This window comes from Streptomyces sp. NPDC053431 (assembly GCF_044544925.1).
Classification (GTDB): Bacteria; Actinomycetota; Actinomycetes; order Streptomycetales; family Streptomycetaceae; genus Streptomyces.
Window position 1 is genome coordinate 159,096 of the sequence record NZ_JBITXX010000001.1, and the last position, 23,486, is coordinate 182,581.

Consider the following 23,486-nt stretch of genomic DNA (forward strand, 5'->3'; position numbering starts at 1 on the left):
CGGTTGTCCGGTCGTTGCCCGGTTGTCCGCGGTCTCTCAGCTCTTCCGGCTGTTTCCCCGGGCCGCCGCTACGGTGATCACCGCACCCGCCAGGCCCAGCGCCGCCGACGTCACGACCGCCGCGTCCGGGCCCGCCGTCGACATCGCCAGGGCAAGGGCCACGCCCGCCGACGAGCCGATGTAGCGGGCCGTGTTGTTCGCGCCGGAGCCCATCGCCGCCCGCTCCTGCGGTACGGAGTCCACGGCCATGCGCGGCAGCGCCGCGTTCAGCAGGCCGCTGCCCGCGCCCGCCACCAGCAGGCCGGGCAGCAGGCGGAGCCAGTCGGCCCCGCCCCCGTGTCCGCTCCCGTGGCCGCTCCCCTCCAGGGCGCCGAGCAGGGTCAGCACCCCTACCGTCGACAGCGCGAAGCCGACCGCCAGCTGGTACGGGGCCGAGATCCGGCCCGCCAGGCGGCGCGTCTGCAGGGCGACCACGAACGCCGTGCCCGACCACAGCAGGAACAGCCACGCCGTGCTCAGCGGGGACATCCCGGCGCCCCGCTGCAACAGCGCCGGCAGCACACTGAAGAAGCCGATCACCGCCAGGCCCGTGAAGAGCGCCCCCGCCGTCGCCGCCCGGAACGCCGGGCGCCGGAACAGCTCCAGATCGATCATCGGCGTACGGCTCCGCCGCTCGACCCGTACGAACACCGCCGTCGGCACCACCGCCGCGAGCAGCAGCAGGCCCACGGACGGACGCAGCCAGCCGTCCCGGCCCAGGGTCAGCGCGGTGAGCAGCGCGGCCAGGGCCAGGCCCAGGCTGAGCGCGCCGGCGATGTCCGGGCGGCCCTCCCGCGGGGTGCGCGATTCGGCGAGGGCACGGGTGCCGAGCGCGGCCACGAGCAGGGTGCCCGCCGCCAGGGCCTCGTACGTCCACCGCCAGTCGGCCAGGCCGCTCAGCGTGCCCGCGAGCAGCGGGCCGAGCGCGATGCCCGCGCTGACGAACGCGCCCCACACCCCGGTCGCCCGGATCCGTGCCGCGCCGGTCGGGTACGCCTGCGCCAGCAGCCCGAGGCTGGCCGCCAGCACGGCAGCGCTCGCCGCCCCCTGCGCGATGCGCGCGAGGGTGAAGGTGAGGGTGGTGGTGGCGAGGCCGCCGAGCGCGGTGGTGAGGCCGAGGGCGAGGGTGCCCAGCAGGAACACGCGGCGGCGTCCGTGCTCGTCGGCCAGGCTGCCCGCCACGAGGAGCAGGACGGCGAGGCCGAGCGGGGTGCCGTTCAGCAGCCAGGCCTGCGCGGACGGCGCCGTACCGAAGGCGGCGGCCGTGGCGGGCAGGGTCAGCATCGGGGCCGTGTAGTCCATCAGCGTGAGCGCGGTGGCGGCGCTGGTGACGGCGAGGGTGGCGCCGGGGCGGGAGCCGGGGTCGGGAGGGAGGTGGGGAGGGAGGTGGGTGGCGGGGGAGGGGTCGGAGTCGCGGGCGGGGTGGGAGTGGGGTCGGGCGCTGGGACTGGGGCCGGGGGTGGGGCTGGGGCTGGGGCTGGGGCTTGGGGTGGTGCTGGTGCGGGTGCGCGAGGTGGTTCGGCCGGGGAGCTGTGAGGCCGGCGGCGCTGGGGTGGGCTCGGGCATGGCAGGTCCTCGGGGAGCGGGATGGGTTCGGTGAATGAACCTTAGGTGCTCGCCCACCGTAACAGGGTTAGTTCGTTCATTGAACCCGGTTCGCTATACTCGGCCCCATGGCTCTCGGCAAGGACTACGCCACCCAGCAGTGCTCCATCGCCCGCGCCCTCGAGGTCGTCGGCGAGCGCTGGACCCTTCTCGTCGTGCGCGACGCCTTCTACGGCGTCCGCCGCTACAGCGACTTCCTCGTCCACCTCGGCGCCCCCCGCGCCGTCCTCGCCGCCCGCCTCCAGACCCTCGTCGACCTCGGCGTCCTCGACAAGCGCCGCTATCAGCAGTCGCCGCCGCGCGACGAGTACGTGCTCACCGAGCGCGGCATCGGCCTGTGGCCCGTCCTGCGTTCGCTCGGGCTGTGGGGGCGCGAGGCACTGCCCGGGGCCGTTCCCATGCGGCACTTCCACCACGTCGACTGCGGCACCGAGGTCGGCCCGTACGGCGAGTGCCCGGCCTGCCGGATCCCCGTCCACCCCGCCGACATCGAGATGCGGCCCGGCGCCGGGCTCGACCCGGACCCCGCCGACCCCGTCAGCCGCGCCCTGCTCGCCCCGCGCCGGCTTCTCGTCCCGCTGGAACTCTCGCCGCCCGACGCCCGTCGTGTATAACGGACGAGATCTGCGAAAGGAGGATGAGATGCTCAAGGACCTGGTCCTGCGCGTGCTCGCGCCGCTGCTCGTCCTCCTCGCCCTCGCCGATCTGCTGCTCTCCGACGGCTCGAGCGGGGCCGGGGCCGGTCTCTCCGCCGCCTTCGCCGTCGCCGCGGCCGGTTTCCTCTACGCCCTGACCGGCGCCCGTTCGGCCCTGCCCGTACCGCCCACCCGGGTACGCACGGCCCTGCGCGACCGCGCCCGGCGCACCGCCTTCCTGCCGCAACGCGACCCCGACGCACCAGGCCGCCGCCGGCCCCGGGCGCCGGGACGTCCCCTCCTGACGGCCGCGTAGCGAGACGACCAGCAGTTCTCCCGGGTTCTCGGAGGAGCCGCACCCCGGTTTTCCGGGGGCCGCACCCCGGTTCTCCGAGGACAGCCGAATCCCGGTTCTCCGAGGAGTCGTACCTCGGTCTTCCGAGGAGCCGGGTCCCGGTTCTCCGAGGAGTCGTACCTCGGTCTTCCGAGGAGCCGAGTCCCGGTTCTCCGAGGAGAGCCGAGTCCTGCTTCTCCGAGGTTCACCACCCACGCTCTCCGCGCGGTTCCGTCCTGCCGACATCCCCTTTCTCCCGGCACGACGAGACCCTACGGAGGGCTCCCATGTCCGTTTTCGCCTCCCTGGTCGAGCAGCTCGCCGACCTGCTCCAGCCGCTGTTCGCGACCGCCTCCACCGCCGCCGCGATCGTCCTCTTCACGATGGCCGTACGACTCGCCATCCACCCCCTCTCCCGCGCCGCCGCCCGCGGCCAGAAGGCCCGCACGCGCCTCGCGCCCCAGCTCGCCGAGCTGCGCAAGAAGCACGCCAAGAACCCCGAGCGGCTGCAGAAGGCGGTCATGGAGCTGCACGCGGAGGAGAAGGTCTCGCCGTTCGCCGGCTGCCTGCCCAGCCTGCTCCAGGCGCCCGCGTTCTTCCTGATGTTCCATCTCTTCTCCAGCGGGCGGATGGCCGGCCACAGCCTCTTCGCCGCGCCGCTCGGCGACCACTACGCCGACGCCCTCTCCCACGGCGGCGTCCTCGGCCCGGCCGGCCTGGTCTACCTCGCGCTCTTCGCGCTCGTGGCCGCCGTCGCCACGTACAACTACGTGCGGGCGAAGCGGCAGCAGGCCGCCGCCCCGGCCGCCGACCCCGGCCAGCCGGGTGCCGCGCTCGCCGCCGGCATGGCCCGCTACCTGCCTCTGCTCTCCTTCGCGACGCTGATCTCCGTCGCCGTCGTGCCGCTGGCCGCCGCGCTCTACATCGTCACCAGCACCACTTGGAGCGCCGTCGAGCGGGCCTTCCTCTACCGGGACATGCCCGCCGCCGGGGCCCTGGCGCCGACCGTCTAGGGCAAGCGCCTCCTCCTGCGGTCGGGGGAGTGGCTCCGTGGCAGCCGGCCGGCCACGGAGCCCCCGCGAAAACCCGTTGGCGGGCTCACGGCGACCGCTGCTAGCTTTCCGGAGGCCGTGCGAGAGAACGAGGAGGTGGTACCCGTGAACGCAGTATCGACATGGGTGCTCCCCTCCGGGGTCACGGTCGGGCGATAGGTCGTCCGGGAGCGCCGTTCCAGCGCACTCCCGAAAGGCACGACCATGGCCCTTCACTTCACTTCCGAACAGCGCCTCGACGACGGCGTCCTCGAGCGCGAGTTCACCCTCGGTGAGATCCCCGGCACCCTGTGGACGCCGGAGTCCGCCGCACCGGCACCGCTCGTCCTGATGGCGCACAACAACGGCCTGCCCAAGGCGGACCCCCGGCTGGTGGCCCGGGCCCGGTACACCGCGGCGCGCGGCTATGCGGTGGCCACCATCGACGCCGTCGGGTGCGGAGACCGTCCCCGTTCCGCCGCCGCCGAGCAGGCCCGCGCCGAACTCCGCCGGGCGATGCAGGCCGGCGAGCCCCTCGACGAGATCTTCGAGTCCCTCGTCGGCCCGATGGTCGAGGAGGCGGTGCCGGACTGGCGGACCACCCTGGACGCCCTCCTCGAGCTGCCCGGGATCGGCGGCCCGGTGGGGTACTCCGGGGGATGGGCCGCCCTCGGCATCCGGCTGGCGGTGGTCGAGCCCCGCATCGCGGCCGCCGGGTTCTTCGCTGGCGGGTACGTGCCCCGCGCCCAGCGCGAGGAGGCCCGGCAGGTCACCGTTCCGCTGCTGTTCCTGCTGCAGTGGGACGACGACGGGAACCCCCGGCAGCGGGCCCTCGACCTGTTCGACGCCTTCGGCAGCAAGGAGAAGACGCTGCACGCCAATCTGGGAGGGCATGTCGGCACGCCGTGGTTCGAGCTGGAGGACTCCTGCCGGTTCCTGGACCGACACCTGAAGTGAGCCCGGGCGGGGCGCAGGCCGGCAGGCCGGAAGGGGTCCGGCCTGCCGGCCGGAGGGCCGCCGGCCTGTCAGGCGGGCGGCCGTCGGCTTGTCAGCCGGGAGGTCGCCGGCCCGTCGGCCGGGAGGTCGCCGGCCCGTCGGCCGGAAGGCCGCCGGCCCTCAGCCACAAGGTCGCCCGCCCGTCAGGCCGGAAGGTCGCCCGCCCGTCCGCCGCAAGGTCGCCCGCCCGTCCGCCGCAAGGTCGGCGGCCTGCCGGCCCGCGGGCTGCTGCTCGCGACCCGTCCGCCTTGTTACCCGCGCGTAAGGGTCCAGGGTGTGAACGGGGTCTTGCAGAGTGACCTTTTGTCTTGGAGGATCGACCAATCCTCCGATGGCCGCACTCCATCGGCCGGGGCTCATCACGGCCCGCTCCCCGGGCCACCTCGACCACAGGGAGAAGACCATGAAGCTGCTGCGTGTCGGCCCGGCGGGAGCCGAGCGGCCTGCCCTCCTCGACCAGGACGGAACCCTGCGCGACCTGTCCGCCGTGGTCGACGACATCGACGGCGGTCTGTTCGCCGACGGTGCCGCGCTCGAGCGCGTACGCGCCGCGCTCGGCGCGGGCGTGCTGCCCGCGCTCGACCCGACCGGGCTGCGGATCGGTCCGCCGGTCGGCCGCATCGGCAAGGTCGTGTGCATCGGGCTGAACTACCACGGCCACGCCGCCGAGGTCGGAGCGGCGATCCCGGAGGAGCCCGTCGTCTTCCTCAAGGCCGCCGACACCGTCGTCGGCCCGGACGACACCGTGCTCGTCCCGCGCGGCTCGGTGAAGACCGACTGGGAGGTCGAGCTCGCGATCGTCATCGGCCGGACCGCCCGCTACCTGGAGACCGACGAGGAGGCCCTCGCCCACGTCGCCGGCTACGCCCTCGCCCACGACGTCTCCGAGCGCGAGTTCCAGATCGAGCGCGGCGGCACCTGGGACAAGGGCAAGAACTGTGAGACCTTCAACCCGCTCGGCCCGTGGCTCGTCACCGCCGACGAGGTGCCGGACCCGCAGAACCTCGGCCTGAAGCTCTGGGTCAACGGTGAGCTGAAGCAGGACGGCCACACCTCCGACCAGATCTTCCCGGTCGCGGAGGTCGTCCGCTACGTCAGCCGCTTCATGACGCTCTACCCCGGCGACATCATCAACACGGGCACTCCCGCGGGCGTCGCCATGGGTCAGCCGGAGCCCAAGCCGTACCTGCGTCCCGGCGACGTCGTCGAGCTGGAGGTCGAGGGCCTGGGCCGGCAGCGGCAGGAGCTCAAGAGCGCGTGAGCCCCTCCCCGGCCCGTGCGTGAGCCGCTCCCCGGCCCGTGCGTGAGCCGGGTCCGAACGTGAACCCCTCACGTACGTGAACCCCTCCCGTACGTGAACCCCTCCCGTACGTGAGTCGTTCGGGCGACGCCCCATGCGCCCCGCGCGTGGGGCGTCGCCATGTCCACTGGCGTTCTGCATATTGCCGCATATGCGCGCACATGTAATGAATCGTCATTATCGGGCGGGGCCTGTCGGAGTGGCGGTCGCCGGGGCCGCTGTGCTGGTCGGCGCCCTCGCCTCGGCCGCCTCCGCCGCCCCGCTCCCGGGCGGTCTGGGTCCCTGTCTGCCGGGCAGCTGCCCGGCGCCGTACCCGGACGCCCACAACGGCTACGTCGCCGGCCGCGACAACAACGTCAACATCTTCGTCGGCGGCGACTTCCTCGTGCGCGAGGCGGCCGCCGAGGCCGAGGGCAAGGTCGTGGTCCTCGGCGACTTCGACCTGCACAAGCGCGCCGGCGTCTCGCAGGTCTACAACGTCGGTGTCGCGGGCGTCGGTTCGCGCGTCGTGCCCGACAACGGCACCGACTTCCTCACCGCCGGCGGGGACGTCACCGTCGCCCCCGGCCAGCGCCTGCTCGCCGAGGAAGGCCGGGTGCACGGAGTCGTACGGTACGGGGGCACGCGCAGCGGCACCGTGAGCCCGGCGTCCGTCGCCGACCCCAAGGCCGCCGATCCGTACCGGGACCTGCGGGATCGGCTCACCGCGGCCGGCCGCTGCTACGCCTACCCCGGCGGCAGGCCGCGCACCCCGACCGGCACCGCCGTGAACAAGGGCTACGAGACCGTGTTCAGCGGCGACGGGAAGTCCGCGCTCCAGGTCTTCGACGTCGACTTCGACCTCGAGTCGGCGAACGGCGGCTCGCAGGGCCTGCGCTTCACCCGCATCCCGGCCGACGCGACCGTCCTCGTCAACGTCGTCGGCCCGAAGCGGACCGTCGACACCTACGTCAACGGCTTCCCCGAGGGGCTGCGCGAGCGGCTGCTGTGGAACTTCCCCGACGCGACGGACGTGCTCTTCGAGGGCAGCGGGCAGTTCGCGGGCAGTGTCCTCGTCGCCGGCCGGGCCAGCACGACCAGGGTGACGATGCCCGGCATGAACGGGCGCTTCTACACGAGCGGTTCGCTCGTCCACGCCTCGGTGGTGGGCGGGGGCGGCGGCCAGGAGTTCCACAACTACCCGTTCGACGGCGACCTGCCCGACTGCGACGAGGGCGAGACCACCCCGACCCCGAGCCCGACCCCGACCCCCAGCCCCAGCCTGAGCCCGACCTCGCCCACCCCGACGCCGACGCCCACGCCGACCCCTTGGCCGACTCCGACCCCGGACCCGACCCCGGACCCGACGACCTCGGACACGAACGGCGGGACGAACGGCGGTACGGACGGCGGTACGGACGGAGGCGCGGACGGCGGGACGGACGGCGGCTCGTCCGACGGGGGCGCCGCCGACGGCGGTACGACGAGCGGTGGCGGGCACTCGGGCGGCCACGCCACCGGCGGCACCACCGGCGGTGCAAACGGCGGCGGCGAGAGCAACGGCGGTACCGGGACCACCGGCGGTACCGGGACCACCGGCGGTCACACCCCCGATGGCGGCGAACTCCCCGACACCGGCTCCGGATCCGCCGCCGCCAAAGCCGTCATGGCCGCCATGGCCCTCGCCCTCACCACCGCCGGCGGCGTCCTCGTGGCGGTCGCCCGCCGCAGGGGCCGAAGGCGCTGAGGCCGGGCGGGCGCGCTCCTACGCGTACGAGCCGAGCAGCCGCTCCAGGCCGAGGACGACCAGCGCGTGGTCCTCGGCCTGCGGGAGGCCCGAGACCGTGACCGAGCCGATGACCCCCGCGCCCTCGACCGCGATCGGGAACGAGCCGCCGTGCGCCGCGAAGACGTCCGGGTCCAGGCGCGCGGACTCCTCGAAGGTCGTGCCCTTGGCGCGGAAGCGGGCGCCGACCAGGAACGAGCTCACGCCGTACCGCTCCACGACCCGCCGCTTCCGGTCGATCCAGGCGTCGTTGTCGGCGCTCGACCCGGGCAGGGCGCAGTGGAAGAGCTGCTGGGCGCCGCGCCGGACGTCGACGGCGACGGGTGCCTGCCGCTCGCGGGCGAGCCCGACCAGGATCGTGCCGAGCGTCCAGGCGTCCTCGTAAGTGAAGCGGGGCAGGACCAGCCGCGCCTCCTGAGCCGCCAACTCCTCCACGGAGAGGCCGGCCGAACCCTTCGGACTCACAGCGTCACCGCCACGCCCTCGCGGGCGGACTTCCGCGCTGCCTCCAGGACGTCGAGCGCTGCGGCGGCCTCGTACGCCGTGACCGGGTTCTCGCCGGCACCGCGCAGGGCGGCGGCGACGGCCGCGTAGTAGGCGGGGTAGGCGCCCGGAAGGGTCTCGACGGGGGTGCCGCCGCCGGTCAGCGGGGACTCTCCGGCGCCGAGCCGGCCCCACAGCTCAGCCGGTTCGACGCCCCAGGCGGCGCCGGGCTCGGGGCGCAGGCCCTCGCGCAGGGCGGCCTCCTGGGGGTCGAGGCCGTACTTCACGTAGCCGGCGCGCTGTCCCAGGACCCGGAAACGGGGGCCGAGCTGGGCGGTCGTGGCGCTGACCCACAGGTGGGAGTGGACGCCGTCGGCGTGGGTGATCGCGAGGAACGTGTCGTCGTCGGCCTCGGCGCCGGGGCGGCGCACGTCGGACTCGGCGTAGACGCGGACGGCCGGGCCGAAGAGGACCAGGGCCTGGTCGACGACATGGCTGCCGAGGTCGTAGAGCAGGCCGCCGATCTCCTCCGGGGCGCCGGACTCGCGCCAGCCGCCCTTGAGCTGCGGTCGCCAGCGCTCGAACCGGGACTCGAAGCGCTGGACCTCGCCGAGGGCGCCCTCGGCGAGCAGGGAGCGGAGGGTGCGGAAGTCGTTGTCCCAGCGGCGGTTCTGGAAGACGGAGAGCAGCAGCCCGCGCTCGTCGGCGAGGGCGGCGAGCGCACGCGCCTCGGCGGCGGTGCCGGCCAGCGGCTTGTCGACGACGACGGGCAGGCCGGCCTGGAGGGCGGCGGTGGCGACCGGGACGTGCGTCTTGTTGGGGGAGGCCACGACGATCAGGTCGAGCTCGTCGGCCCGCGCCAGGAGCTCCTCGGCGGAGCCGGCCACGCGCACCCCGGGGTGTTCGGCACGGGCCTGGGCGGCGCGCTCGGGGTTGCCGGTGGAGACCGTGTCGAGGACGAGATCGGGGGAGGCGGCGATCAGCGGGGCGTGGAAGACCGAGCCGGCGAGGCCGTAGCCGACGAGCCCGACGCGGAGCGGGGAGGGGGGCGGAGAGGTGGGGGAGCTCATGTCCACCACTTTGGCAACGCTGTTGCCGAAGTGCAAGCGACGGGCACAATAGGGGCGTGAACAGGGACAACGGAGGAGCCGCCGCCGGGGCCAACCTGCCCGCGCTGCGCAGTCACAACGCGGCGCTGGTGCTCGACCTGCTGCGCGCGGCGGGGGAGGGCGGGATCAGCCGTCTCGAACTGGCCGAGCGCACCGGCCTCACCCCGCAGGCCGTCAGCAAGATCACGGCGCGGCTGCGGACCGAGGGCCTCGTCGCCGAGGCCGGCCGCCGCGCCTCCACGGGCGGCAAGCCCGCCACGGTGCTCCGGCTCGTCCCGGCGGCCGCGTACGCCGTCGGCCTCCACCTCGACCGCGACGAACTCACGGCCGTCCTCCTCGACCTCACGGGTACCCGGGTCGCCACCCGCCGGGTCCCCCTGGACCTGGGCGCGGGGGCGGAGGCGGTCGTCGCGGCGGCGGTGGAGGCGGTGGCAGACGTGGCGGACGTGGGAGACGTGGGGGACGTGGCGGACGACGGCCCAGCCCCCGCTGTCGGCAGTGGGCCGGCCCCCGGCTCGAGCGACGGCCCAGCCCTGGCTGTCGGCATAGGGCCGGCCCCCGGCTCGGGCGACGGCCGAGCCCTCGCCGTCGGCAGTGGCGCCGACCCCGCTCTCAGCCGTGGTGCCGACCCCGCCGTCGGCCGTGGTGCCGACCCCGCCGTCGGCCGTGGTGCCGACCCCGCCGTCGGCCATGGTGCCGACCCCGCCGTCGGCCGTGGCCCCGTGCTCGGTGTCGGCGTCGCCATGCCCGGTCCCCTGGACCACCGGGCCGGGACGCCCGGTCGGGTCACCGGCTTTCCCGAGTGGGACGGCTTTCCCTTGCGCGACGAGTTGGCGCGGCGGCTCGGCCTGCCGGTCGTCCTCGACAAGGACACCAACGCCGCCGCCCTCGGCCTCGCCCTGCGTCCCGACGCGCCGGACTCCTTCGCGTACGTCCACCTGGGTACGGGCCTGGGCGCCGGTCTCGTCCTCGGCGGCGCGGTGCTGCGCGGCGGCAGGACCGGTGCCGGCGAGCTCGGTCACCAGACCGTGCTGCTGGACGGGCCGCCCTGCGGCTGCGGCGGACGCGGCTGCCTGGAGGTGCTGTGCCTGGCGGCCCTCGCGGACGGCGACCGCGCGGAGGCCGCCCGCATCCTCGGCACCGGCGCCGCGAACCTGGTGCGGCTGCTCGACATCGACCGCGTGCTGCTCGGCGGCCGGGCGGTCCTCGCCGACCCCGAGGCGTACGCGCGCGGGGCCCGCGCGGTCCTGGACGGCCTCGGCCTGCCGGCGGACGTCGAGGTCGCCGGCGCGCCGTACGCCGTCGCGGAGGGCGCGGCCCAGCTGATCCTCGCGCCGATCTTCGGAAAATAGGCTGATCGGGCGGAACCGGCGGTGCGTTCGGCCGGCCCCGCCGCGTCGCTCCCGGGCCCGCCCGGAAGCAGGTGGCAACGTCGCGGGCGCCCCGTACGTCCGCGAGCAGCAAAGGCACGCCCCTCATGCGACCGCGCAACGCCCTCGCCCTCGCCGCCTTCGTCACGGCCACGACGGCCGCCGTCCCGGTGGTCCCCGACAGCGCCCCGGCGGCCCAGGCGGCGGCGCCCGCCCGAGCACCCCTCCCCACGTGCGGCGTCGCCGACGCGCCCGACTTCCCGCTCGCCACCCGGATCCGCGGCGGCCCCGTCGAGTACCCCGCCGGCGGGCGCTTCCAGACCTGGCAGCTGGACCTCGCCAACACCACCACCGAGCCCTGCCGCGGCATCCATCCGGTGCTCGTCCTCACCGACCGCGAGCGGATGCTGAGCCCCGAACAGATCCGTGCCGAGTTCTACGACGCGGCGGCGCGGATCTGGCGGCCGGTGGTCTTCGAGGGGACCGACCAGGCCGAGAGCGTCGGCGTGTTCGCCGACGCGCCCATCGGCCCCCTCAGCCCCCTCAGCCCTCTCAGTCCCCTCAGCCCCGGCGAACCCAGTGCCCTCACTCGCCCCACCGAACCCGAGGCCCTGACTCGCCCCACCCACTCCGCCGGCTCGCCCCGACCCACCGGCCTCCTCCACCCCACCGGCACCGCCCGATCCACCTCGTCCGCCGATCCCGGCTCCGTCCCCGACGCCGCCGAACCCGACCCCGCTTCCACCCTCCCCGCCTTCCCCGGCTTCGCCGTCCCCGCCGGCCGGACGCTCACCGTCCCCGTACGGCTCGCCTTCCGGGCAGACGCCGCGCCCGACGAGGTGGTCGTCAACGCCGCCGTCGTCCAGCGCCGGGGCGACGACGGCGACTGGGTCGGCGAGTCCGGCGACTACCGCCTGACCATCGGCCCCGCCGAACCGGAGGCCGAGACCGGCTCCGCCGATCCGACCCCGCGCCCGTCGGCCAGCGCCCGCCCCACCGTCCCCGGCACCGCCCAGAGCACCGCGCCCGCACCCGTCTTCCCGGAACTCGCCACGACGGGGCCCGGTGCGGACCTCCGTTACGCGCCGGCCGCCGCGGCCCTGCTCACGACCGGCGTGGTTCTCGTCCTCCGGTTCCGCGGCCGCCGCCGACGGCACACCTAGGGCGTGTCCGGAAAGTAGCGTCGTCTGCCCGGAGAGCCAATGCGGGACTTTACGGACACGCCCGACGCCGCCCTCTTCCGGACCGGCCGCCTGCCCTCCGCGCAGACGACGCCCCCCTTCCGGACCCGCCGCCTGCCCTCCGCGCAGACGGCGCCTTCTTCCGGACCAGCCGCCTGCCCTCCGCGCAGACGACGCCCCCTACCCGACCGCCCCAGGCCCTCCCCGGCGGATCAGGGCGGCCGGACGGCCCCCAGGCCACGTTCCGTACACCTCCCCGTTCACTCGGCTCTGCGACGATCAACGCGTGCAGAACGTGGAGAGAAACAGCAGCCCCGGCCCGAGCGGTCCGCGACACGGCAGCCCCGACCACCCCGGCGCCCCCATCCGCTCCGGGATCCCCGAGCACGGGCGCGTCCCGAAGTACTACGCCGTGAAGGCCAAGGTCGCCGACCTCGTCGACGAGCTGGGCGAGGGCGGGCTGCTGCCCACCGAGCGGGATCTGGCGGTCCGTTACGAGGTGTCGCGGGAGACCGTCCGGCAGGCGCTGCGCGAGCTGCTCCTGGAAGGGCGGCTGCGGCGGCAGGGGCGGGGGACCGTGGTCGCCGGGCCCAAGCTGGAGCAGCCGCTCTCGCTCGCCAGCTACACCGAAGGCGTGCGGCGGCAGGGCCGCAGGCCGGGACGTACGCTCATCTCGCTCGACCGCTTCCCCTGCCCCGAGGCCCTCGCCCCCGAGGTCGGCGTCGAACGCGGCGCGCCCGTCTGGCACATGGAGCGCGTGCTGCTCGCCGACGACGAGCGGGTCGGCCTGGAGAGCACGTACGTCTCCGAGGCGCGCGCCCCGCGCCTGGACACCGACTTCGACCCGGACTCGTCCTTCTACGCGTACCTCCACGACCGGCTCGGCATCTCCTTCGGCGACGCCGACGAGCGCATCGAGACCGTGCTCGCGACCCCGCGCGAGGCGCTGCTCGTCGGCACCCCTCCCGCGCTGCCCATGCTCCTGATCCACCGCGTCTCGCGGGACACCGAGGGGCGGCCCCTGGAGCGCGTCCGCACCCTCTACCGCGGCGACCGCTTCAGCTTCACCGCGCATCTGGGGCGCCAGACCTGACGATCCCTCCCCTTTCTCCCCCTTCCTTTCTCACCCCTCCTTCCCCCTTCCGTTGGTCACGAAGAGATAACGGGTCTAGTCCAAGCTTGTCGGTCCGTTCACCGTCCCGTCGCCGCCCCGACCGGCCCGGGTCACCCGCCGCCCCGACCGTGAACGGCATGAAGGTGATCGTCGTAGGAGCCGGCGTGGTGGGGACCATGCACGCCTGGCAGGCAGTCGAACGCGGCCATGAGGTCGTCCACATCGAGCGCGAGGCCGAGGCGCGCGGGGCGTCCCTCCGCAACTTCGGCCAGATATGGGTCAGCGGGCGCGCGGGCGGTGAGGAGCTCGACACCGCGCTGCGCGCCCGCGAACTCTGGGAGGGCATCGGTGCCCGCGTCCCCGGGCTCGGCTTCCGGGCCATCGGCTCCCTCACCCCCGTGCGCGGTGAGCTCGAACTCGCCGTCGCCGAGGCCGCCCTGGCCCGGCCGGACGCCGCAGCCCGCGGCTACAAGCTGCTCACGCCGGACGAGGCCCGGTCGGTGAACCCCGCCCTGCGCGGCGCGTTCGACGCCGCCCTGTGGTGCGAGCGGGATGCCGCCGTCGAGCCCCGGACCGCCCAACTCGCCCTGCGCGAGGCCCTCCTGGCCTCCGGCCGCTACACCTTCCTGCCCCGTCGTGAGGTGCGCGAGGTCGTCGACGCCGGCCGACGCGGCGCCGTCCGCGACGACCACGGCGACGTCCACAGCGGCGACGCCGTCGTCCTGTGCACCGGCGCGTGGCTGTCCGGGCTGGTCCGCGAGGTGGCCGGCGAGATCCCGGTCCGCCGGGTCCGGCTGCAGATGATGCAGACCGACCCGCTCGGCGAACCCCTCACCACCTCGGTCGCCGACGCCGACTCCTTCCGCTACTACCCGGCCTACGCCTCGCCTGCCCTCGACGCCCTCAACGCCGGACAGGCGCAGGACCCGACCGCCGCCGCCCACCGGATGCAGCTGCTCATGGTGCAGCGCCTGGACGGCGGGCTGACCATCGGCGACACCCACGAGTACGAGCACCCCTTCGCCTTCGACACCGTCGAGGACCCCTACGAGCACCTCACGCGCGTGGTCGAGTCCCTCCTCGGCCGCCCGCTCCCGCGGGTCCGCCGCCGCTGGGCCGGCGTGTACGCGCAGTGCACCGACACCACCCGCGTCGTCCACCGCCAGCGGGTGAGCGACGGCGTGTGGCTGGTGACCGGACCCGGCGGGCGCGGCATGACCTGCTCGCCCGCCATCGCCGAGACCACCGCGAACGAACTGGGCTGGTGAACACCATGACCACCGACAAAACCCCCCGGCACGACCTGGTCGTCCTCGACATGGCCGGCACCACCGTCGCCGACGGCGGCCTCGTCGAGCAGGCCTTCACGGCCGCCGCCGAGCGTCTCGGAGAGGACCCGGCGACGATGATCGACCACGTCCGGGCCACCATGGGCGAGTCCAAGATCTCCGTCTTCCGCCACCTCTTCGGCGGCGACGAGGCCCGCGCCCGGCAGGCCAACCTGGCCTTCGAGACGGCCTACGGCGAGCTGGTGGCCGACGGCAGGATCGCCGCCGTCCCCGGCGCCGCCGAGGCCGTCGCCGCCCTCAAGGAGCAGGGCCGGACCGTCGTCCTCACCACTGGCTTCGCCCGCGCCACCCAGGACGCCATCCTCGACGCCCTCGGCTGGCGCGAACTCGTCGGCCTCACCCTCTGCCCCGCCGACGCGGGCGGCCGCGGCCGCCCGTACCCCGACATGGTGCTCGCCGCCCTGCTGCACACCGGCGCCGTCGACGACGTCCGCCAGGTCGTGGTCGCCGGCGACACCTCGTACGACATGCTCAGCGGCGTCCGCTCCGGCGCCGGGATCGTCGCCGGCGTCCTCACCGGCGCCCACGGCGAGAGAGCGCTCAGGGAGCACGGCGCCACCGACGTCCTGCCCTCGGTCGCCGGACTCCCCGCGCTCGTACGGGAGTACGAGGAGCGCCGGGGATGAGCAGCGCCACCAGCGGCATCCGCTTCGACGGCGTCTCCGTCGCCTACGACGGCACCACCGTCCTCGACTCCCTCGACCTGACCGTCGAGCCCGGCGAGGTGATGGCGCTGCTCGGACCCTCCGGGTCCGGCAAGACCACCGCCCTGCGGGCCGTCGCCGGCTTCGTCCGGCCGGTCGCGGGCCGGGTGTTCATCGGCGACCGCGACGTCACCGGGCTCCCGCCGCACCAGCGGGGGATCGGCATGGTCGTGCAGCAGTACGCCCTCTTCCCGCACATGCGGGTCGAGGACAACGTGGCCTTCGGCCTCAAGGCGCGGAAGGCGCCCAAGGCCGAGATCCCCGGGCGGGTCGCCGAGGCCCTGGAGATGACCGGGATGGCGGCCTACGCCAAGCGCTATCCGCGCGAGCTCTCCGGCGGGCAGCAGCAGCGCGTCGCCATCGCCCGCGCGCTCGCCATCCGCCCGGACGTCCTGCTCCTCGACGAGCCGCTGTCCGCGCTCGACGCCCGGCTGCGGTCCGGAATGCTCGCCGAACTGGCGCGGCTGCACCGGGAGCTGCCCGAGGTGTCGCTGCTGTACGTCACCCACGACCAGGTGGAGGCGCTCACCCTCGCCGACCGGATCGCCGTCATGGACCGGGCCCGCCTCCAGGACTGCGGCACCCCGCAGGAGCTCTACCGGCGGCCCCGTACCGGGTTCACCGCCTCCTTCGTCGGCAACGCCAACCTGCTGCCGGTGACGGTCGGCACGGACGGGGTGACCCTCGACGGGGTGCCGCTCGACGTGCCCGTCGACGGGGGCGCGGTCCCCGGCTCCTCCGCGACGCTGTGTGTCCGGCCGCACCTGGTGGGCCTGGGCCCCGGCCCCAACACCCTGCGGGGCCGGATCGCCGAGGTCCAGTGGCGGGGGGCGACGCACCGCCTGTACGTGGCGGTCGGCTCCGGACACCGGGTGAAGGCGGACGTGCGGGAGCTGCGGGTGGCACCGGCGCCGGGCGACGAGGTGGAACTGCACTTCGCGCGGGAGGACGCGGTGCTGCTGGCGGCGGGGGTGCACGATGGCTAGCCCCGGGGCCCGTCTCACCAAGGCGCAGCCCGCGCCGGGGGCCGTGCCCGGCCGCCCTGCCGCGCGGGACCTCGGCGGCGAGCGCGGCGGCCGGAACGCGGACGCCTGCCCGCGACCGGGGGAGAAGGATCCACGGCCGGACGGCGACCCGGCCGCCCCGGCCCCGGGCCGCGGTCCGCACGGCGACGCGGCCGCCCCGGCCCCCGGCCGCGGTCCGCACGGCGACCCGGCCGCCCCGGCCCCGGGCCGCGGTCCGCACGGCGACGCGGCCGCCCCGGCCCCGGGCCGCGGTCCGCACGGCGACGCGGCCGCCCCGGCCCCCCGCCGCGGCCCGCACGGCCGGGACGTCTCCTGGCTCTGGGCCGCGCCCCCCGTCCTCGCCCTCGCCGTCGTCTTCCTCTACCCGCTCGCCCTCGTGGTCCAGGAGTCCCTGGCCCCCGGCGCGTACGCGCGGGTCTTCGCCTCCGCGTCCTTCCGGGACGCGCTCGTCACCACCGTGTGGCTCGCCGCGGCGGCCACGGCGGGCTGTCTCGTCCTCGGCTTCGTGCTGGCGCTCGTCCTCGCGTTCGTGCCGTTCCCCGGCGGCCGGGCGGTGGCCAGGTTCATCGACGTCTTCCTGTCCTTCCCGTCCTTCCTGATCACGCTCGCCCTGCTGTTCCTGTACGGCACCGTCGGCATGGCCAACGGGCTGTGGACGGACGTCACCGGCGCGGACAGCGGGCCCTTCCGGTTCCTCACCACCCCGTGGGGCGTGCTGCTCGCCGAGATCACGTACTTCACGCCGTTCGTGATGCGGCCCCTGCTCGCCGCCTTCTCGCAGCTGGACACCGCCCAGCTCGAGGTGGCCTCCTCGCTCGGCGCCCGGCCGCTGCGGATCGTGCGCCGCGTGATCCTGCCCGAGGCGCTGCCCGCGCTCGCCGCCGGCGGCAGCCTCGTCCTCGTGATGTGCCTGAACGAGTTCGGCATCGTCCTGTTCACCGGCGCCAAGGGCGTCACCACCCTGCCGATGCTCGTCTACGGCAAGGCAGTCCTCGAGTCCGACTACGCGGCGGCCTGCGTGGTCGCCGTCGTCAACGTGCTGATCTCCGTGGGGCTCTACGGGCTCTACCGGACGCTCGTGGCCAGGTCCGGCGGCGCCGGGGCCGGCCGGGAAGGGAGCCGCCGTCGTGCTGGTGCATAGCCGAGCCGGCCGGTGGGGCGCCTGGGCCCTGTTCGCGGTCCTGTTCGTACCGCTCTTCGCCCTGCCCCTCCTCGTCATCCTCACCGCCTCCTTCTCCACCCACTGGTCCGGCGCCTTCCCCTCCGGGCCGACCACCGAGCACTACGCCGCCGCCGTGCGCGGCGAGTCGCTCCAGGCGCTCACCACCAGCCTCGTCACCGCCCTCAGCGCGAGCCTGCTCGCGCTGACCTTCGGGACCTGGGCCGCGCTCGCCGCCACGGCCCTGCGCGGGAAGGGCATCGGCCGGAAGGTCCTCGACGCGCTGTTCGTGCTGCCGGTGGCGGTGCCGTCCGTGGTCGTCGGACTCGCCGTCCTGGTCGCCTTCTCGCAGCCGCCGTTGCTCCTCAACGGCACGCGCTGGATCGTGATCCTCGCGCACACCGTTCTTGTCACGGCGTTCGCCTACCAGTCGGTTTCGGCCGCCATCCTGCGTCTCGACCCGATGTACGAGCAGGCCGCCGCCAGTTTGGGTGCCCGGCCCTCGTACGTCCTGCTCAAGGTCCGGCTGCCGCTTCTGCTGCCCTCGCTGAACGCGGCGGCGGGGCTCTGCTTCGCCCTGTCCATGGGCGAGTTGAGCGCCACGATGATGCTCTACCCGCCGGACTGGCTGCCGCTTCCGGTGCTCGTCTTCACGGCCACCGACCGCGGTTCGCTCTTCACGGGCTCCGCGCTCGCGGTGGTCCTGATGGCGGCGACGCTCGTGGTCCTGCTCGCCGTCTCCCGCATCCGTACCAAAGCCTCGTACAGATAACCCACCCCCTCCCTCACTCCTCACCCTGGAGAGAACGACGCCATGCGTACGTACACCACGCCGATCACCGCCGTCACCGGCGCTCTCGCCCTCGCCGCCACCCTCACCGCCTGCGCCGGCTCCACCACCGCCGCCGACGAGAAGGTCGTCACCGTCTACAGCGCCGACGGCCTCAAGGGCGAGGCGGGCGACGGCTGGTACGACAAGGTCTTCAAGGACTTCGAGCAGCAGACCGGCATCAAGGTGAAGTACGTCGAGGGCGGCTCCGGCGAGATGGTGCAGCGCGCCGCCCGCGAGAAGAGCAACACCCAGGCCGACCTGCTCGTCACCCTGCCGCCGTTCATCCAGCAGGCCGACTCCAAGGGGCTCCTCCAGGCGTACACGCCGAAGGACGCGGCCATGGTCAGCGGCGCCGACAAGGCCGACGACGGCACGTGGATCGCCGTCGTCAACAACTACTTCGGCTTCGTCCACAACAAGAAGGAGCTGCCCACCGCGCCCACCACGTGGGAGCAGCTGCTCGACGGCAGGTTCAAGAACAAGCTGCAGTACTCCACCCCGGGCGTCGCGGGCGACGGCACCGCCGTCGTCATCAAGGCCATGCACGACTTCGGCGGCAAGGAGCCGGCGATGGAGTACCTCAAGAAGCTCCAGGCCAACAACGTCGGCCCGTCCTCCTCCACCTCCAAGCTCGCCCCCAAGGTCGACAAGGGCGAGATCCTGGTCGCCAACGGCGACGTCCAGATGAACTTCGCGCAGGCCCGGTCCATGCCGAACCTCGGCATCTGGTTCCCCGCCAAGCAGGGCGGCCGGCCCACCACCTTCGCCCTGCCGTACGCCGCCGGCCTGGTGAACGGCGCCCCGCACGGCGAGAACGGGAAGAAGCTGCTCGACTTCATGCTCACCGAGCAGGCCCAGCGCGAGGTCAGCGCGGTCGGCGGCGGCTTCTCCGTCCGCAAGGACGTGCGGGCCACCGACGCCAACGCCATCGCGCTGGGCAGGCTGATGAGCGGCGTCGTGGTCTTCGAGCCGGACTGGGCGGACATCGACAAGAACCTGACGGCCTACGTGGACGCGTGGAAGTCCGCGACCGGCAGCTGAAAGTTCACCGCACGCCCCTTTCCCCGCGCGGAATTGTCGCGGAAGGATAACGGGTACGGACCAAAGCGATTCCTCGTTCAACGCCCCTGACGCGTCAGGGGCGTTGGTGCGCTCCGCCCCCTGACGCCCAGCCCTACGGAGGACCCCCGACATGCCGCTCACCGGCATCTCCCGCATCTCCCGCCGCAGCGTGCTCGCCGCCGCCGGCGCCACGGCGGCCGTCGCCGCCACCGGCCTCGCCGCCGCCCCCGCCGCCCGGGCGGCCGCCGCCGCCCCGACGCTCCCCGACGGCACCAGCAAGGACAAGGTGCTCTTCGTCGGCATGGACGGCCTGCGCCACGACCGCATCGACGCCGCCAAGGCGCCGAACCTCAAGTCCCTGATGGCCAACGGCACCTACGGCCGCTCCCTGCTCTACGCCAACCCGATGGCCGCCACCTCCTCCGGCCCCGGCTGGTCGACCATCTCCACCGGTGTGTGGCCCGACAAGCACGGCGTGAAGGACAACACCTTCAGCGGCCGCGCCTACGGCACCTACCCGGGCTTCCTCGCCCGCCTGCACCAGGTCCGGCCCGAACTCTCGCTCTTCGCCGCCGTCGACTGGCCCGAGCTCGACACCTACGGCACGGTCACCCCCGGCGCCGACGCCAAGCTCGTCTACAACAACGACTACGCCGTCAACGACCTCCAGATCACCCAGATCACCGAGGACGTCCTGCGCAACCAGAACCCCGACGTCCTCTTCGTCTACTTCGGCGAGACCGACGAGATCGGGCACGGCTACGGCGCGGCGAGCCAGCAGTACCTCGACGCCATCGACGTCCAGGACGGCTACCTCGGCCGCCTCCTCGCCGCCGTCCGGGCCCGCCCCTCCTACGCCACCGAACGCTGGACCGTCATCGTCGCCACCGACCACGGACACACCGACGCCGGCGGCCACGGCGGGTCCAGCATCGAGGAGCGCCGCACCTTCGTCCTCGCCCAGGGCCCCGGCATCGCCGCCGGCGCCCGCCCGATCGACACCCGGCTCGTCGACGTCGCCGCCACCGTCTTCCGCCAGCTCGGCATCACCCCCGACCCGGCCTGGGGCCTGGACGGCAAGCCGATCCAGGACCGCTCCACGGACCCCTTCGACGCCCTCCAGTCCTCACTCGGCGGCCGCGTCGACGAGACCGGCATCCCCACCGGCGTCCTCGGCTTCACCCACACCGCGCCCAGCGGCTGGTCCGTCATCAGCAACGCCATGGGCACCGGCGGGGTGACCGAGTGGCGCGGCTGGTCCTTCGCCACCGACGAGTTCTGGTCCCGCTCCCAGCGGGACCAGTGGCGCGAGCTCAACGTGCGCGCCCGGGGCGTCTTCGCCGTCGCCGACTCCGACGAGTGGGCCGACAAGACCTTCTCCGGCACGTACGACTCCACACTCGTCAGTCCCGCGTACGCGGTCACCGGCGCGGCCCGCGTCACCCTGGACTTCACCACCTTCTACCGGCAGGAGGGCGCGCAGACCGCGCAGATCCTCGCGAGCTTCAACGGCGGCACCCCGACCGTCGTCAGGAGCTACACCGCCGACGTCGTCTCGCAGCCGCAGTCGGTCACGGTCGCCGTGCCGGCCGGCGCGTCCAGCGTGAGCTTCCGCTTCCGCTACACCGGGTCCAACAACTGGTACTGGGTGATCGACGGGGTCAAGGTGAGCACTTCCTGACCTAGTCTGGGGGCGTCGCCACAGCGTCGTCGCGTCGCCCCCAGCACACAGCACGTTCGTACGGCAGGAGTCCCGCACCCATGGCAGAGCGCAAGCCGATCGAATCCTGGCTCACCGACATGGACGGTGTCCTCATCCACGAGGGCGTGCCGATCCCCGGAGCCGACGCGTTCATCACGAAGCTGCGCGACACCGGGAAGCCCTTCCTGGTCCTCACCAACAACTCGATCTACACCGCGCGCGACCTGCACGCCCGGCTGGCCCGCATGGGCCTCCAGGTCCCCGTCGAGAACATCTGGACCTCGGCGCTCGCCACCGCCAAGTTCCTCGACGACCAGCGCCCCGGCGGCACCGCCTACGTCATCGGCGAGGCCGGCCTCACCACCGCGCTGCACGACATCGGCTACGTGCTCACCGACCACGACCCCGACTACGTCGTCCTCGGCGAGACCCGTACGTACTCCTTCGAGGCGATGACCAAGGCGGTCCGGCTCATCAACGCCGGCGCCCGCTTCATCTGCACCAACCCCGACGAGACCGGCCCGTCCCTGGAGGGCCCGCTGCCCGCCACCGGCTCGGTCGCCGCGCTGATCACCAAGGCCACCGGCAAGGAGCCGTACTTCGCCGGCAAACCGAACCCGCTGATGATGCGCACCGGCCTGAACGCCATCGGCGCCCACTCCGAGACCAGCGCCATGATCGGCGACCGGATGGACACCGACATCCTGGCCGGTCTGGAGGCGGGCATGCAGACCTTCCTGGTGCTCACCGGACTGACCACCCAGGCGGAGATCGACCGCTTCCCGTTCCGCCCGTCGAAGATCGTGAAGTCGATCGCGGACCTCGTCGACCGCGTCTGAGTCGTCGCAGGTGAGGGCCACGGCCGGCCCTCTGCGGATGCGAACGGGACCGAACCGGGCGACCCTGCCAGTACCAGGAGGTCACCATGCGTTCAGGTCCCATCGCTCTCCGTGCCGCGGGAGCGGCCTTGGTGCTGGTGCTGGCGCCCACGGCGGGCACCGCACTCGCCCGCGACGGAGTCCACGCCACCGTCACCCCGTCCACCGCCTCGCCGGGCGTCGACGTCGAGGTCCGGGTCACCGGCTGCAAGGGCACCACCGGCGCCGCCGGCTCCCAGGCGTTCACCGAGGCCGTCGAGCTCACCGGCCGGGACGGCGGGAAGGGCGCGCTGTCCGGGAGCGCCAGGGTCAGGCACGGCCTCGAGGACGGGGCGTACCGGATCAGCGTGACCTGCGACGGGCGCGAGCACCGGGACGCCGGCACCGTCCACGTCAGGCGCCACGACGAGCCGACCCACCGGCCCACCCACCACCCGTCCCCGATCGCCCCGGTCCACGCGGGCGGCGGCGGCGCGGCCGCCTTCGCCGCCCCGGCCGCGCCCGGTGTGGCGCAGACCGCGGGCGCGGCGGGCCTCGGCACCCCGTACACCCTCCTGGGGCTCGGCATGGCGGCCGTCGCCGCGGTGGCCGTCGCCGTCCGCAGCGCCCGCCGCCGCGGTACGGGCACGGACTGACCGCGTGACCTCCGGCCGGGCGCTGACCGGGACGGCCTGGGCGGTCCTCCTCCTCGGCCTGTGGTTCTGGGGCAGCGACGCCGCCGAGGGGCCCGTCGGCGGCTCGGCCCCGACGACCGGCGACATCGCCGCCGTGGGCCGCCCGCCCGGCGCGCCGCTGCCCCCGGCGCACACCCCCCTGGCCCCCGTCGAACCGCGCCGCGTGGAGATCCCCTCGCTCGGGATCTCCGCGCCGGTCGTGGCCCGGGGCCTGGACGCGGACGGGGCGATCGACCCGCCCCCGTTCGAGATGCCGCGGACCGTCGGCTGGTACGGCTCCGGCACCCGCCCGGGCGCCCCCGGGCCCGCCCTCTTCGTCGGCCACGTCGACACCGAGACCCGCCCGGCCGTCTTCTACGGCCTGAGCGCGGCCCGCCCCGGCGCGCGGGTCTCCGTGACCCGTTCGGACGGGAGCGTCGCGGAATTCACGATCGACGACGTCCAGGTCCACCCGAGGACGGACTTCGACGCCCGGAAGGCCTACGGCCCGCACGTGCCGGGCCGGGCGGAACTGCGCCTGATCACCTGCGGGGGGACGTACGACCGGGAGAGCGGGGAGTACTCGGCGAACGTGGTGGTGTCGGCGTACCTGACGGGAACGCGCGGCTGACCGACTCCCGGCCGGTGGGTGCGGCGGGGTGCGCGGCTGCCGGGGGCCGACCGACCAGGGTCGACAGACCGGGGCCGACCGACCGGGGCCGACCGACCGGGGGCCGGCCGGCGGGGCGGGTGGCGCCGGCCGCCGGCCGGTCCGGTCCTCGACCGCGGGCTCACGGACCGCGGGAGGAGCCCGGAGCCGTCGCGGGAGGTCGGGTTCCGCTCACTGTAGAGGAGAACGCCGAAACGACCGAGGCCCTTCACCGATCGGTGAAGGGCCTCGGCCTTCGCGTGCGCCGCCAGGGACTCGAACCCCGGACCCGCTGATTAAGAGTCAGCTGCTCTAACCAACTGAGCTAGCGGCGCCTGCTGACAGAGATAACTCTACAGGACGTCCGACCGTGCTCCTGACCATTTACGGTCCGCCCGGCCTGTCGGATGGTCGTATTGAGCCTTCGATCCGTCAAAATGCGATATGTCCGGACAGTTGAGACACTGACGCCCGTGCAAGAGCGCCAGAAGATCTTGACGAGTGTGGAGGG

22 protein-coding genes and 1 tRNA gene are annotated in these 23,486 nt (G+C 74.1%); 19 read left to right on the forward strand and 4 right to left on the reverse strand.

Going from position 1 to position 23,486, the window contains the following annotated elements; genetic code table 11:
- Positions 1 to 36: 36 nt before the first annotated feature.
- Positions 37 to 1,605: an MFS transporter gene (locus tag ACIGXE_RS00665; RefSeq protein WP_399740879.1), complete on the reverse strand. Its 1,569-nt coding sequence runs from the start codon at positions 1,603 to 1,605 to the stop codon at positions 37 to 39.
- A 107-nt stretch (positions 1,606 to 1,712) separates the two neighbouring features.
- Between ACIGXE_RS00665 and ACIGXE_RS00670 the strand changes: the two genes are divergently transcribed.
- The 6 genes from ACIGXE_RS00670 to ACIGXE_RS00695 all read left to right on the forward strand — a co-directional run bounded on the left by ACIGXE_RS00670 (position 1,713) and on the right by ACIGXE_RS00695 (position 7,666).
- Positions 1,713 to 2,258 (forward strand): winged helix-turn-helix transcriptional regulator, encoded by a 546-nt coding sequence (locus ACIGXE_RS00670; protein WP_399740882.1) that lies wholly within the window; start codon positions 1,713 to 1,715, stop codon positions 2,256 to 2,258.
- Between the two features lie 28 nt (positions 2,259 to 2,286).
- Positions 2,287 to 2,595, forward strand: coding sequence for a DUF6412 domain-containing protein (locus ACIGXE_RS00675; protein ID WP_399740885.1), 309 nt, complete (start codon positions 2,287 to 2,289; stop codon positions 2,593 to 2,595).
- Between the two features lie 305 nt (positions 2,596 to 2,900).
- Entirely contained in the window at positions 2,901 to 3,626 is a 726-nt protein-coding gene (locus ACIGXE_RS00680; RefSeq protein WP_399740887.1) for a YidC/Oxa1 family membrane protein insertase, read from the forward strand.
- A gap of 243 nt (positions 3,627 to 3,869) precedes the next feature.
- Positions 3,870 to 4,601 (forward strand): dienelactone hydrolase family protein, encoded by a 732-nt coding sequence (locus ACIGXE_RS00685; RefSeq protein ID WP_399740889.1) that lies wholly within the window; start codon positions 3,870 to 3,872, stop codon positions 4,599 to 4,601.
- A 442-nt stretch (positions 4,602 to 5,043) separates the two neighbouring features.
- Entirely contained in the window at positions 5,044 to 5,901 is an 858-nt protein-coding gene (locus ACIGXE_RS00690; protein WP_399740892.1) for a fumarylacetoacetate hydrolase family protein, read from the forward strand.
- Between the two features lie 238 nt (positions 5,902 to 6,139).
- Complete coding sequence (locus ACIGXE_RS00695) at positions 6,140 to 7,666, forward strand: choice-of-anchor A family protein (protein WP_399740895.1); 1,527 nt, start codon at positions 6,140 to 6,142, stop codon at positions 7,664 to 7,666.
- A gap of 18 nt (positions 7,667 to 7,684) precedes the next feature.
- Here the strand turns inward: ACIGXE_RS00695 and ACIGXE_RS00700 are convergent, their stop codons facing one another.
- Positions 7,685 to 8,170 (reverse strand): heme-degrading domain-containing protein, encoded by a 486-nt coding sequence (locus tag ACIGXE_RS00700; protein ID WP_399740897.1) that lies wholly within the window; start codon positions 8,168 to 8,170, stop codon positions 7,685 to 7,687.
- Entirely contained in the window at positions 8,167 to 9,258 is a 1,092-nt protein-coding gene (locus tag ACIGXE_RS00705; protein WP_399740900.1) for a Gfo/Idh/MocA family oxidoreductase, read from the reverse strand. The genes ACIGXE_RS00700 and ACIGXE_RS00705 overlap by 4 nt, the downstream gene beginning before the upstream one ends.
- Before the next feature lie 56 nt (positions 9,259 to 9,314).
- Between ACIGXE_RS00705 and ACIGXE_RS00710 the strand changes: the two genes are divergently transcribed.
- The 13 genes from ACIGXE_RS00710 to ACIGXE_RS00770 all read left to right on the forward strand — a co-directional run bounded on the left by ACIGXE_RS00710 (position 9,315) and on the right by ACIGXE_RS00770 (position 22,957).
- On the forward strand, positions 9,315 to 10,649 hold the full coding sequence (locus tag ACIGXE_RS00710) for an ROK family protein (protein ID WP_399740904.1): 1,335 nt from the start codon (positions 9,315 to 9,317) through the stop codon (positions 10,647 to 10,649).
- 125 nt (positions 10,650 to 10,774) lie between these two features.
- Positions 10,775 to 11,830 (forward strand): hypothetical protein, encoded by a 1,056-nt coding sequence (locus ACIGXE_RS00715; protein WP_399740906.1) that lies wholly within the window; start codon positions 10,775 to 10,777, stop codon positions 11,828 to 11,830.
- Between the two features lie 313 nt (positions 11,831 to 12,143).
- Positions 12,144 to 12,941, forward strand: coding sequence for a GntR family transcriptional regulator (locus ACIGXE_RS00720; protein WP_399743660.1), 798 nt, complete (start codon positions 12,144 to 12,146; stop codon positions 12,939 to 12,941).
- Positions 12,942 to 13,099: 158 nt separating this feature from the next.
- Positions 13,100 to 14,230 (forward strand): TIGR03364 family FAD-dependent oxidoreductase, encoded by a 1,131-nt coding sequence (locus tag ACIGXE_RS00725; protein ID WP_399740909.1) that lies wholly within the window; start codon positions 13,100 to 13,102, stop codon positions 14,228 to 14,230.
- 5 nt (positions 14,231 to 14,235) lie between these two features.
- Entirely contained in the window at positions 14,236 to 14,937 is a 702-nt protein-coding gene (locus tag ACIGXE_RS00730) for a phosphonatase-like hydrolase (RefSeq protein WP_399740912.1), read from the forward strand.
- Complete coding sequence (locus ACIGXE_RS00735; protein WP_399740915.1) at positions 14,934 to 16,001, forward strand: ABC transporter ATP-binding protein; 1,068 nt, start codon at positions 14,934 to 14,936, stop codon at positions 15,999 to 16,001. Before ACIGXE_RS00730 ends, ACIGXE_RS00735 begins: the two co-directional genes overlap by 4 nt.
- Complete coding sequence (locus tag ACIGXE_RS00740; protein ID WP_399740918.1) at positions 15,994 to 17,181, forward strand: 2-aminoethylphosphonate ABC transporter permease subunit; 1,188 nt, start codon at positions 15,994 to 15,996, stop codon at positions 17,179 to 17,181. The genes ACIGXE_RS00735 and ACIGXE_RS00740 overlap by 8 nt, the downstream gene beginning before the upstream one ends.
- A complete protein-coding gene (locus tag ACIGXE_RS00745; protein WP_399740922.1) occupies positions 17,168 to 17,971 on the forward strand; it encodes an ABC transporter permease in 804 nt (267 codons plus the stop codon). The genes ACIGXE_RS00740 and ACIGXE_RS00745 overlap by 14 nt, the downstream gene beginning before the upstream one ends.
- A gap of 42 nt (positions 17,972 to 18,013) precedes the next feature.
- A complete protein-coding gene (locus ACIGXE_RS00750; protein ID WP_399740925.1) occupies positions 18,014 to 19,072 on the forward strand; it encodes a 2-aminoethylphosphonate ABC transporter substrate-binding protein in 1,059 nt (352 codons plus the stop codon).
- Between the two features lie 151 nt (positions 19,073 to 19,223).
- Positions 19,224 to 20,774, forward strand: coding sequence for an alkaline phosphatase family protein (locus tag ACIGXE_RS00755; protein ID WP_399740928.1), 1,551 nt, complete (start codon positions 19,224 to 19,226; stop codon positions 20,772 to 20,774).
- An 80-nt stretch (positions 20,775 to 20,854) separates the two neighbouring features.
- Positions 20,855 to 21,634, forward strand: coding sequence for an HAD-IIA family hydrolase (locus tag ACIGXE_RS00760; RefSeq protein WP_399740931.1), 780 nt, complete (start codon positions 20,855 to 20,857; stop codon positions 21,632 to 21,634).
- 86 nt (positions 21,635 to 21,720) lie between these two features.
- A complete protein-coding gene (locus tag ACIGXE_RS00765) occupies positions 21,721 to 22,308 on the forward strand; it encodes a hypothetical protein (protein ID WP_399740933.1) in 588 nt (195 codons plus the stop codon).
- 4 nt (positions 22,309 to 22,312) lie between these two features.
- Complete coding sequence (locus tag ACIGXE_RS00770) at positions 22,313 to 22,957, forward strand: class F sortase (protein WP_399740936.1); 645 nt, start codon at positions 22,313 to 22,315, stop codon at positions 22,955 to 22,957.
- A gap of 279 nt (positions 22,958 to 23,236) precedes the next feature.
- Here the strand turns inward: ACIGXE_RS00770 and ACIGXE_RS00775 are convergent.
- A tRNA-Lys gene (locus ACIGXE_RS00775) sits at positions 23,237 to 23,310 on the reverse strand.
- Positions 23,311 to 23,486: the final 176 nt, after the last annotated feature.

What these genes read in the sequence shown, in the direction of transcription:
- ACIGXE_RS00740 (WP_399740918.1), top strand. Translation starts at nt 15,994, where the DNA reads ATGGCTAGCCCCGGGGCCCGTCTCACCAAGGCGCAGCCCGCGCCGGGG.
- ACIGXE_RS00730 (WP_399740912.1), top strand. Translation starts at nt 14,236, where the DNA reads ATGACCACCGACAAAACCCCCCGGCACGACCTGGTCGTCCTCGACATG.
- ACIGXE_RS00750 (WP_399740925.1), top strand. Translation starts at nt 18,014, where the DNA reads ATGCGTACGTACACCACGCCGATCACCGCCGTCACCGGCGCTCTCGCC.
- ACIGXE_RS00715 (WP_399740906.1), top strand. Translation starts at nt 10,775, where the DNA reads ATGCGACCGCGCAACGCCCTCGCCCTCGCCGCCTTCGTCACGGCCACG.
- ACIGXE_RS00765 (WP_399740933.1), top strand. Translation starts at nt 21,721, where the DNA reads ATGCGTTCAGGTCCCATCGCTCTCCGTGCCGCGGGAGCGGCCTTGGTG.
- ACIGXE_RS00690 (WP_399740892.1), top strand. Translation starts at nt 5,044, where the DNA reads ATGAAGCTGCTGCGTGTCGGCCCGGCGGGAGCCGAGCGGCCTGCCCTC.
- ACIGXE_RS00680 (WP_399740887.1), top strand. Translation starts at nt 2,901, where the DNA reads ATGTCCGTTTTCGCCTCCCTGGTCGAGCAGCTCGCCGACCTGCTCCAG.
- ACIGXE_RS00675 (WP_399740885.1), top strand. Translation starts at nt 2,287, where the DNA reads ATGCTCAAGGACCTGGTCCTGCGCGTGCTCGCGCCGCTGCTCGTCCTC.
- ACIGXE_RS00735 (WP_399740915.1), top strand. Translation starts at nt 14,934, where the DNA reads ATGAGCAGCGCCACCAGCGGCATCCGCTTCGACGGCGTCTCCGTCGCC.
- ACIGXE_RS00760 (WP_399740931.1), top strand. Translation starts at nt 20,855, where the DNA reads ATGGCAGAGCGCAAGCCGATCGAATCCTGGCTCACCGACATGGACGGT.
- ACIGXE_RS00685 (WP_399740889.1), top strand. Translation starts at nt 3,870, where the DNA reads ATGGCCCTTCACTTCACTTCCGAACAGCGCCTCGACGACGGCGTCCTC.
- ACIGXE_RS00705 (WP_399740900.1), bottom strand. Translation starts at nt 9,258, where the DNA reads ATGAGCTCCCCCACCTCTCCGCCCCCCTCCCCGCTCCGCGTCGGGCTC.
- ACIGXE_RS00755 (WP_399740928.1), top strand. Translation starts at nt 19,224, where the DNA reads ATGCCGCTCACCGGCATCTCCCGCATCTCCCGCCGCAGCGTGCTCGCC.
- ACIGXE_RS00670 (WP_399740882.1), top strand. Translation starts at nt 1,713, where the DNA reads ATGGCTCTCGGCAAGGACTACGCCACCCAGCAGTGCTCCATCGCCCGC.
- ACIGXE_RS00665 (WP_399740879.1), bottom strand. Translation starts at nt 1,605, where the DNA reads ATGCCCGAGCCCACCCCAGCGCCGCCGGCCTCACAGCTCCCCGGCCGA.
- ACIGXE_RS00725 (WP_399740909.1), top strand. Translation starts at nt 13,100, where the DNA reads ATGAAGGTGATCGTCGTAGGAGCCGGCGTGGTGGGGACCATGCACGCC.